This window comes from Bradyrhizobium sp. (genome assembly GCF_030646015.1).
GTDB lineage: Bacteria > Pseudomonadota > Alphaproteobacteria > Rhizobiales > Xanthobacteraceae > Bradyrhizobium.
In genome coordinates this window covers 1-9,277 of record NZ_JAUSLT010000058.1, presented here as the reverse complement: position 1 = coordinate 9,277, position 9,277 = coordinate 1, and the positions used below count along the sequence as shown (strand labels likewise).

9 protein-coding genes are annotated in these 9,277 nt (G+C 61.4%); 4 read left to right on the top strand and 5 right to left on the bottom strand.

Going from position 1 to position 9,277, the window contains the following annotated elements:
• The first annotated feature begins 696 nt into the window (after positions 1–696).
• Positions 697–2,721 carry an ATP-binding protein gene (locus tag Q7T45_RS08350; protein WP_304869612.1) on the top strand — a complete coding sequence of 675 codons (2,025 nt, stop codon included), beginning with the start codon at positions 697–699 and terminating at the stop codon, positions 2,719–2,721.
• On the top strand, positions 2,718–3,371 hold the full coding sequence (locus Q7T45_RS08345; protein ID WP_304869610.1) for a response regulator transcription factor: 654 nt from the start codon (positions 2,718–2,720) through the stop codon (positions 3,369–3,371). Before Q7T45_RS08350 ends, Q7T45_RS08345 begins: the two co-directional genes overlap by 4 nt.
• A gap of 15 nt (positions 3,372–3,386) precedes the next feature.
• On the opposite strand, the gene Q7T45_RS29025 is transcribed toward Q7T45_RS08345, so the two are convergent.
• From Q7T45_RS29025 to Q7T45_RS08335, 3 genes are all read right to left on the bottom strand, one after another.
• Entirely contained in the window at positions 3,387–3,686 is a 300-nt protein-coding gene (locus Q7T45_RS29025; RefSeq protein WP_370691238.1) for a DUF6719 family protein, read from the bottom strand.
• Between the two features lie 3 nt (positions 3,687–3,689).
• Positions 3,690–4,064: a hypothetical protein gene (locus tag Q7T45_RS08340; protein ID WP_304869608.1), complete on the bottom strand. Its 375-nt coding sequence runs from the start codon at positions 4,062–4,064 to the stop codon at positions 3,690–3,692.
• Between the two features lie 770 nt (positions 4,065–4,834).
• Positions 4,835–5,032: a hypothetical protein gene (locus Q7T45_RS08335; RefSeq protein WP_304869606.1), complete on the bottom strand. Its 198-nt coding sequence runs from the start codon at positions 5,030–5,032 to the stop codon at positions 4,835–4,837.
• A 350-nt stretch (positions 5,033–5,382) separates the two neighbouring features.
• On the opposite strand from Q7T45_RS08335, the gene Q7T45_RS08330 reads away from it, so the two are divergent.
• Positions 5,383–6,561 (top strand): efflux RND transporter periplasmic adaptor subunit, encoded by a 1,179-nt coding sequence (locus Q7T45_RS08330; RefSeq protein ID WP_304869604.1) that lies wholly within the window; start codon positions 5,383–5,385, stop codon positions 6,559–6,561.
• A gap of 90 nt (positions 6,562–6,651) precedes the next feature.
• Complete coding sequence (locus Q7T45_RS08325; RefSeq protein ID WP_304869602.1) at positions 6,652–7,017, top strand: permease; 366 nt, start codon at positions 6,652–6,654, stop codon at positions 7,015–7,017.
• Here Q7T45_RS08325 and Q7T45_RS08320 read toward each other — a convergent pair.
• On the bottom strand, positions 6,984–8,123 hold the full coding sequence (locus Q7T45_RS08320) for an acyl-CoA dehydrogenase family protein (RefSeq protein WP_304869600.1): 1,140 nt from the start codon (positions 8,121–8,123) through the stop codon (positions 6,984–6,986). The genes Q7T45_RS08325 and Q7T45_RS08320 overlap by 34 nt on opposite strands.
• A gap of 123 nt (positions 8,124–8,246) precedes the next feature.
• The coding region (locus tag Q7T45_RS08315; protein WP_304869599.1) for an ATP-grasp domain-containing protein at positions 8,247–9,277 on the bottom strand (1,031 nt) is incomplete at its 5' end.

The following is a 9,277-nucleotide window of genomic DNA, read 5'->3' as shown; positions in this document are numbered from 1 at the left end:
TTCTCGCGGCACGATTTGCCCGAGGTTTGCCTGTCGTTGTCCCTCAAGAAGGAGGGAGCAGGGAATGCCGGATGCGCGCTGCACCCGCGGTCTCGTGTGCGAAGTCGTGCAAAAAAAGCTGCACACGAGCATACAGGGCAGCGGAGAACATCCGACATTCCCTGCGCAATGGCTTGACGGCTTATCTCGCGCTCACCCCGGAGTATCGGGCTCTTCTCGCCTCCGTCGCCTTGCGGAAACCGGCACTCCGGCCCGGTCGGGCTTTTGTGCCTCCGCAAGACTTGACGCCGACCACTGAGGCGTCAGGTCCACACGATTTTGCCGTACGCTTCGGCACCGCTCGTCCTGCGCGTCCTGAAGACCGCTCACGGAGTTTATCCCGCCCTGCAATCCCATTCCGCGCTCGATGCCTTAGCGTCCACCGCATCCCATCCCAACGTTCGGTGACGATGGCCAACGCCCCTTCCCAAGGGACAGGATGGCGTGAGTCGTAACGGTGATTTGCCCTTCGGGAAAAGCGAAATTTTGCCCGACGGGTTAATTTGTCGCAGCCTGCGGCTGCCAACCCCGCATCGCCTGGAACCGCGGATCGATCTCAGCCCGATTCGACTCAGACGGCTTGCGGCGCGGGGCTTTGCGTGTTGAATCCCTGGGAGAGAGGATGCGGCCGGAAGATATGTTGTCGAGACCTTCTCCATGAGCGGCAAGAAGCAAGCTATTTGGCTTTTCATCGCCCTTGTTCTCTCGGCGGCCATCCCCGTCCTGCTGCTCGGGGGATGGATGGCCTACATCACGGCTGACCAGCAGCGCACCTACGCCCGCAGAGCAGCCACCGAAGCTCTCACGCAGGCCGCGCACCGGATTGAAAGCGAGATTTCCCGCGAGATGCAGGTTGCCAACGCGCTCGCCAACTCGATCGCGATCGACCACGGCAACCTGAGCGATTTTTACCAGGAGGCGGCCCGGCTGGTTGCCGACCGCCCGCTCTGGGAAACGGCGGCTCTGACGAAGCCGGATCGGGAGCAGGTACTGAACGTTCTGCGCCCACTTGGTGAACCGCTTGAGCCAGTATCCGACATCGACAGCTTCAATGCGGTCCTCCGCGCCCGCAGGCCCATCCTGGGAGGACTTGGCCCCTACCAGCCCGCCATTGGCAAGCGGCTGGTAGCCTTGCGCGTCCCGGTCATTCGAGAGGGTGAGCTCCGCTACATCCTGACGATCGGCCTGTTACCCGATCAGATCAGCACGATCCTGGGGCAAACCGGATTGCCCGCCGGGTGGGCCGGGACCGTCCTTGATGCAAAGGAACAAATTGTAGCCCGCACGCCAGACGAGGAACTCGCGAACGGAGGCGGCACGACACCTGCCGTCCAGGAAGCCATAGCTCGAGGCAGGTCCCAGTCGTTACGCGCCACGACAAGTGAAGGCCTTGATGTTGAAACCATGCACCGCGTGATGGCAGGCACGGAAGGCTGGTCGGTGCATGTGGGAGTTCCCGTGTCGGAGCTTAACGCTCCGGTGTCGCGCTCTCTTGGCGTGTTGATCGGGGGAACGGCCGCCAGCCTAGGGCTGGCGATCGCACTCGGATGGGTGATCGCGCGTGAAATTGCACAACGTCGCAACATCGAGGCGCTTCAATCGGCCGCCGCGTTGCTGGACAGCGAAAGGAGGGGTGCCCTGGCCATCGATGCCGCCGAGCTTGGGACCTGGCGCTGGGATCTGGCCACGGACGAGTTCAGCGGTTGCAATCGCTTTCGCATGCTGCTTGGGCTGCCGAGCGCCGATTCGGGAGTAACGACGGGGTCCGCAGCCGAGGTTTTCGCCGTAATAGAACCGTCACATCGGCCCGTCTTGTCGTCATTCGGCACCTCCTGCCTTGAGAGCGGCAAATCAAGCAGCGTTGAGTTCCCCGTTCAAACGCAGGATCGCGGGACGCATTGGCTGCGGGCCGCCGGAAGAGCCGAAGGCCAGCCCGATCAGCGTCATGTAATACACGGTGTGTTGGCCGATATCGACATCCTCAAGCGGGCGGAGACGGAGCGATCGCATCTGCTTCGACGCCTGGCGTCAGCTCAAGAAGAGGAGCAGCGCCGGATTTCACGCGAGTTGCACGATCAGGTGGGCCAGACGGTAACGGGTCTTTCGCTGGGCCTGAAAGCGCTTGAAAAAAGACTTGCCAACGGAAGCGACGAAGCCGCTGCAGCTGAGCAAATACGTTGGCTCGAGACGCTTGCTGCCCAGATCGGTCGTGACATCCATCGATCTGCTTCGGACCTGCGGCCTACCGCCATCGACGATTTGGGACTTTTCAGAGCCATAGGAGCCTACGTTGCGGAGTGGCGGGAGCGCTATCATATTGAGGCCGACTTGCAGACGTTCGGACGAGACAACGCATTACCGCTCGATGTCGCAGTGGCGCTGTATCGGATAGTTCAGGAAGGCTTGACCAACGTTCTCAAACACGCACAAGCGAGCAAGGTCAGCATTGTGCTCGAGCAGAAGCCGGATGCGATCGCACTGGTCCTTGAGGACGATGGCGTCGGATTCGATGCGGAAAGCCGGGTTCCGCCGGACGGCAATCAGGCTTCGGGCCTCGGTTTCTCCGGCATGAGAGAACGGACGGCGCTCCTGAGCGGAACCATCGCCGTGGAGTCCACCCCAGGCAAGGGAAGCACGATCTTCGTGAGGATACCGATCGAGAACAAAGGCAGTAACGGATGACGCCGATACGCATCAGTCTTGTCGATGATCATCCGGTCGTACTCGCCGGCATCAGGGCGCTTCTCCAGGCGGCGCCTGAGGTTGAACTCGTTGGGGAAGCCAGTACGGGTGCAACGGGTCTGAAGATCATTTGTGAATGCTCCCCTGATATCGCCGTGATCGATCTGTCCCTGCCGGACATGAGCGGCATTGAACTGACGCGCAAGGCGCTCAAACGCTGCCCCGGGGTGAAGATCATCGTGCTAACCGTGCATGAAGACCGCGCATACATCCATCCCGTTCTGGAAGCGGGAGCCAGGGGATATCTTTTGAAACGATCCGCCGCGGACGAACTGCTCCGCGCAATCCGGATCGTGAAGCAGGGCGACACCTATCTCGATCCCGCCATTGCCGAGAAGGCGTCGATGGCTGCCCCTCATTCGTACGCAGTCGCCGGCAATGATGGCGGCGAGCTTAGCCGACGAGAAGAAGACGTGCTGAAACTCGTGGCTCAAGGACTCAGCAACAAGCAAATTGCCGGCCAACTGGAGGTCAGCATCAAAACTGTCGAGACCTACAAGTCGCGCGCGTCCGAAAAGAAGGGACTTCGTAGCCGGGCGGATATCGTCCGTTATGGCGTCCAGCACGGCTGGCTTGCCGCTCCAAACTGAACGACGCCCGCCGAACTATTTCGGTAACCTGGAGGGGATGCCACCCGTTACGTCACTCAACGGCACGCAGCTCTTCTTGCGCCGATGATTTTTCGGTGCACCTTGCACCTTCAACACCTTACCCGCCGAGCAAGAGCCGTCGTTTACGTAGATGGTGGAGTATGGATCCATCATCAGGGGTTCGTATGAGTGAATTTTCTGGGCAGAGGACGGCTGCGAAATAACCAGGGTAACGACAAGCACGGTCAGGCCGACCGGTCTCTGCAGGACGTGCCGCAAACCCGAAGGGACGGCTTTGACGGCCGATCTCCTCATGGCTCAGTCGCACTTTGCAGCTTGGAAAAATCTGGCAGCCGGCGGTTCGCCCCGCGATTTACCGTGAATTACATCAGTCACCGGAATAAGATGGCGCGCATACACTTCTTTCAGCTTCCGAATCATATCGACGTTCCCGGCCGACGAATCCAAGGCAAAACCTCCCTCTCTATGAACCAGCAGTCCCCCGGTACAAAGCCCTTCGAGAGCCCGTGCGGCTTCCGCTTCGCTGGTGTAAATCCGTGTCGCGACCTGACGCAGGCTCCAGTGCTTTTCCGGGCTGGACCAAATGAGAAGCAGGGCTTCAATTTGTGGCACGGTAGCGATGTATCTTATGATGAATTCCCGAACTTCATCGGGGACGCAGGGCTCTGGCATGCCTGGACTGCACGTCATGACCGAGGAGGCTTCCCGGAAGCCATGTGAATCAGCACTCACGAGCGGTCAAGGCTTGCGCCGGCTCTGACGTGCGGTCTTTCGATTCTCAGATGGGCCTCGGTCGCCTCGCATCGACGCCCTCGCTTCCATGCGTATTGCATTAGCTCAAACATCGGGCTGCCAATACCGTCTGCAAATCCCTGGCAAAAAGTGGTCAAGGCAAGGAATCGACGGCCCCCGGATTCTCGAACCATACTGCTGTCCATTCGCTTCATGTCTTCATGATCCCTTCAATCGGCGAAATCAGCATGGAAGATTCAGACATCTGGTCATGTCACTCGTCACGGCTGCTCTTGAATAGGCACGCTAACGCGCCGAGGGCGACGTCGGAGACGCTTTGCATCGGGTAAGGTCCTCCGTCGCATCGTGTCCCCTGGCTGGACTGCATGGGTTCCGTTGAAGCTCTGCCGAGCGGTCTCGTTGCGCGAATCGTTATGGCAGATCAGGCAAATCGCTCTGGATGTGAGCTGTCCGTTGACACCCACCCGTTCGTAACGGTGCGGCGTTCGCTCTGAACAAGGTTCGCAATAGGACAAAGGTCGATTCTCGCTTCGTTGGTCGTCAGACATTTTCAAGCCCCCCAAGAGTAACGAATTCAAGCCCTCAAGAGTGAACGAAGATGTGCCAGGCCGCGCCGTAGTGATGCCGGCGCTCCCGATGACGATATCCGATCCAACGCACGATCATGAATCGACCCACAGCGAACTTCGTTACCACTCGCTCGTCACAATGAATTCGACCGCCACAAATCCGAAAAGAACCACCGCCGACGTCAACGCCTGATTCCGAAGGTTTGAACTGGATATTCCCAGATTATAGTGGGCCAGGTGCGCCATCGAGTAGGCAACGATGGCCGCACCGCACAAAGCCAGCAGAAACACAACGACAAGGTCGCGGAATTTCTTCACGTTCGTCACCGATCAACACGTCTCTCTGCACATGGCCAGACACCGCGTCCGCACTCCAATGCAGCGCCAAATCCGGGCGGCACCACCATAATGCGATGACGCTCTTCGCAATGTCAGGAAAAACCTGTCATGGGCTGTCGGCTAATGCTGATAATGAATGCTGGTCGACAAATCGACTACCGCCAAAAGATGGCCATGAAGGCCGCACAAGAATCACGTCCAGGGAGGGGAAAGGCCGCCGCGAGGCGGCTTTTCCTTGACGCGAGCATTTTTCGGGATTTTCCGGGCGGGAGCCGTCGAGTCCGATCAGGTTTGGCGGCCAAGTTGCGGAAGTAGACGAGGGGATTCCAATGGGGCACGGCGTACGGTTGGCCTGCGGCGCATTGTTGCTGGCGGGACTGGCACCGGTTCTCGGCGGTTGCAGCGAGGCCACTTCCGCCAACGCCGCAACCAAGAGCGCGGCCGAAGTGGGCATCGTCATCGCGAAGGCGCAGCCTCGCACCCTGGTTGATGAATTGCCGGGTCGCATCGTATCGACACGCGCTGCCGAAGTCCGGCCAAGGCTGTCCGGCATTGTTGTCGAACGCTTGTTTCATCAAGGGTCGGAAGTGAAGGCCGGTGACCCGCTCTATCGCATCGATCAAAAGGCGCTCGAGGTGGAACTGAAGGCCAATGAGGCGTCACTCGCCAAAGCGGCCGCTGTATTCCATCAGGCAGAGCAACATGCCAGGCGAATTACCATACTGGCGAACGACAAGGTCGTGCCGGAGGCGCAACGCGAGAAAGCAACCGGAGCGTTGCGTCAGGCCGAAGCGGAGGTTGCGTCGCGCAAAGCCGATGTCGCCCGTGCGCGTCTGAAGCTGAATTACGCAACCATCCGCGCGCCTATCGATGGCGTAATCGGCGCCGCGATGGTCAGCGAGGGCGCTCTGGTCGTTCAGAACGACTCCGTTCTCGCAACGATCCAGCAGCTCGACCCGGTCTACGCCGACTTCACGCAATCCGTGACAGAGATGAACAGGCTTCGGCGCTCGTTCGCCGACGGCGATCTGGACCAGATTGCGCCGATGACAGCCCGTATCCGGCTCGTCCTCGATGACGGAACTGTTTATTCAATGCCCGGCAGGTTGCTGTTCTCGGAAGCCAAGGTGGATGCCCATACCGGGCAGGTGACGATGCGCGCCAGATTTCCCAATCCAAAGCGGGAGTTGTTGCCCGGCATGTATGCGCGCGTGCTTATCGAACAGGGAATTGACAAAGACGCGATATCGGTGCCGCAGCAATCGGTGCAGCGTAACACCGCCGGAGGCAGCGAGGTGTTTGTGGTCAGGGACGATGGCCGTATCGCAACGCAACCGGTCCGCCTTGGTGAGATGCAAGGAGGATCGTGGCTTGTTAACGAGGGCCTGCAGGACGGCGATCGCGTGGTTGTGGACGGATTCCAAAAGTTTGCGCCAGGCGACAAGGTCAGGTCCGTGCCGGTCATCAATGAATCCGCATCGGCGGATGCCTCGCTCGGTCGCCGATAGTGCACACGTCGGCATTGCGGGGAGACGATCCGTCTTGATGCAGGTCAATGCCGCACTTCGGCGTTCCGGTCAGATGTTGCAGACAGCAACATGGAATTTTCGCTCAAACTGCTCAACGGTGGCGCCGGAAGTGTTGCTTCCTATCTGGCGGCTCATGTCCTGCTCTGCTTGCTGCCGGCCTTCTTCATCGCCGGAGCAATGGTGGCGCTGATCCCAAAGGCGAGCATCACGCGCTGGCTGGGACGCAACACGCCGGCCTATGTGTCATACCCGGCGGCAGCCTCGGCGGGCTCCCTGCTCGCCGTGTGCTCCTGCACGATCGTACCCTTGTTTGCAGGCATTTACCGCAAAGGCGCCGGCATCGGAACGGGCGGCCGACGGCAAGGCGCGGGAATCCGACGCCGGTCAAGGGTCCGAGCGTCTCAATCGGCGAAGCTTGCCTCGAACAGCTGGTGATGGGCCAGCGCCCAGGGCGGACGAAGCATGCCGAGCGCGCGCACGTCCTGCGACCATTGCCCGAACGGACTCGACCGGGAATAGCTCGCCCCTCCGATCGCCCTGGAGATCGACAGCAGCGAAGCCTCGGCGAGTTCGGCGATGGCGAGCTTGCCGCGCGCGACGCCGGGTGACGCTGCACCGCTCTCGATCGCGCGCGCCATGCCTTCGAAGGCCTGCTCCGCCAGCCAGATGTCGTTGACGGCCTTGGTCCAGCTCACCCGCTCGAATGCCGACATCCGCTCCGCGCGCGGCTGCAGACGCCGCCGGCCCTCGGCCAGCGCGGCATCGAGGATGCCCATGATCACGGAAGAGAACATGTAGCCGATGACCGGCAAGACCCGGGGGACCAGCTTGAGGGCGCCGCCGAGTTGAGCGTGTCGCTCGACGGCGACACCGTCGTAGCGAAACGCGTGGCTCTGCGTCGCGGCCATTCCGTGACCGTCCCACGCGCGCACCAGCGTGGCGCCGCGTGTGCCGTCCCATGGCAATTGCCTGGTATCGAGCAGGAAGATGTCGGGCGTCGTCTCTCCCATGGGGACGGCAATTGTCATCATGAAAGAGGTCACGCCGGATCCGCTGCCCATCTGCTTGTCGCCGGTCAGGCGCCAGGCGCCGTCGCCTGCTTTTTCCGCGGTCGCCCGGGTCGCCATCAGGTCGCCGCCGCCGCCCGGCTCGGAGGAAATGGTGCCAAACCAATGCCCCGCCTTCGCCGCGGTCAGCACACGGTCACGCTGCTCGCGCCAGGCGTTCGGGTCGACCGGCGGTTCGACCGGCTCCTCGAGCCACAGCGCCAGCACGGTGGGATGCATGGTCGCCACCAGCGCCACCGAGGGATCGACCCGGGCGAGGGTGCGAAAAATCGCACCGGTCGGGCGCGTTGACCGCGCTCCACTATGCCACACCCCTCCCATCTCCTCCGGCACGCCGGTCAGGGTCAGGCCGGCGTCCCGCAGCGTCGCAAAATCCGCCTTGTCGAGCGCGCGCCGTTCCAGCCTCGCCGCCAGCTCGGGCGCCCATCCGGCTGCGACCGCCGCGATATTTTTCTGGACCAAGCTGATGTCCATAACCCTGTCCCCGTCTGCGACCATCATCGTAGTCCCTAGTTTGCCGGGCAACCACTGCGTTCGCGGAGGGAATGTCGGCTCTTCGGCGCGCAACTCGCTGTGCCCGCCCGTTCGCCTCGCCCTTCAGCCCACGGATGCGCCTGCCTTTGCCCGGCTGATTCCGAGGGCCAGAATGCGATGCAGCAGGCCGGGATAGTCAAGCCCGTCATGAAGGGCGGCTGTCGCGAACTCCTGGCTCTTCGCGATTTCGGGATTGGGATTGGCTTCGATGAAATACGGCGTGCCATCGGCAGCGAGGCGAAAGTCGATGCGTGCGTATCCATCGAGCTTCAGTATGCGGTAGATGCGTTTCGCTGTGCGCTGAATGCGGGCGGACACCTCCGGCGCAAGGCCCTCGGCCAGCCCGTCTACAATTCCGACGCGCTCCTGATAGCCGGGATCGTGCTTGGCCTTTTCGGTGGCGATCTGCCGTGCCCCCTGACCGCCCAAGCTGCCGAATTTCAATTCCCAGACCGGCAGCGCGCGCAGCCTGTTGTTGCCGAGCACGGCGACATAGAGTTCACGTCCCTCGATATACTGTTCGGCGATCGCGGCAGTACCGAGCCGCTCGTGAACGAACGCGACGCGCTCGGCGAGCTTCTCGTCCGTATCGACGATGGACGCTTGCGAGATGCCAAAGGATCCGTCCTCGCTCAGGCTCTTGACGATCAGCGGCAGCGCGAGGCGCGCCGGCCGTTTGACCTTGCGGCGCATCGGAAACACGGCAAAGGCCGGCACCGCGATCCGGCGATGGTGCACCAGCGTCTTGGACAGATCCTTGCCGCGGGCCAGGATCAGGCCGCGCGGGTTACAACCGGTATACGGGATCTTCATCAGCTCGAGATAGCTCGCGATGTGCTGGTCAAACACCGACTCGTTGTGGAACTCCTCCAGCAACGTGAACACGATATGCGGCTTGAAGCCTTCGATCGCGTCGCGCACCGGCTTGATTTCTTCCTGCACACCGAGCGGGCGAACGTCATGGCCGGCTGCGCGCAGCGTGCTGACGACGTCGAACTCGGTTTTCCACTTGTTGATTTCCTGCGCGGTGTATCCGTCGACGGACTCCGGCGGCATGAAGTCAGGATGCATCAGCACCAGAACGCGCAGGCGTC

Coding starts and splice junctions, on each gene's coding strand:
- Q7T45_RS08350 (WP_304869612.1), top strand. CDS start 697: ATGAGCGGCAAGAAGCAAGCTATTTGGCTTTTCATCGCCCTTGTTCTC.
- Q7T45_RS08320 (WP_304869600.1), bottom strand. CDS start 8,123: ATGGACATCAGCTTGGTCCAGAAAAATATCGCGGCGGTCGCAGCCGGA.
- Q7T45_RS08340 (WP_304869608.1), bottom strand. CDS start 4,064: ATGCCAGAGCCCTGCGTCCCCGATGAAGTTCGGGAATTCATCATAAGA.
- Q7T45_RS08345 (WP_304869610.1), top strand. CDS start 2,718: ATGACGCCGATACGCATCAGTCTTGTCGATGATCATCCGGTCGTACTC.
- Q7T45_RS08330 (WP_304869604.1), top strand. CDS start 5,383: ATGGGGCACGGCGTACGGTTGGCCTGCGGCGCATTGTTGCTGGCGGGA.
- Q7T45_RS08325 (WP_304869602.1), top strand. CDS start 6,652: ATGGAATTTTCGCTCAAACTGCTCAACGGTGGCGCCGGAAGTGTTGCT.
- Q7T45_RS29025 (WP_370691238.1), bottom strand. CDS start 3,686: ATGAGGAGATCGGCCGTCAAAGCCGTCCCTTCGGGTTTGCGGCACGTC.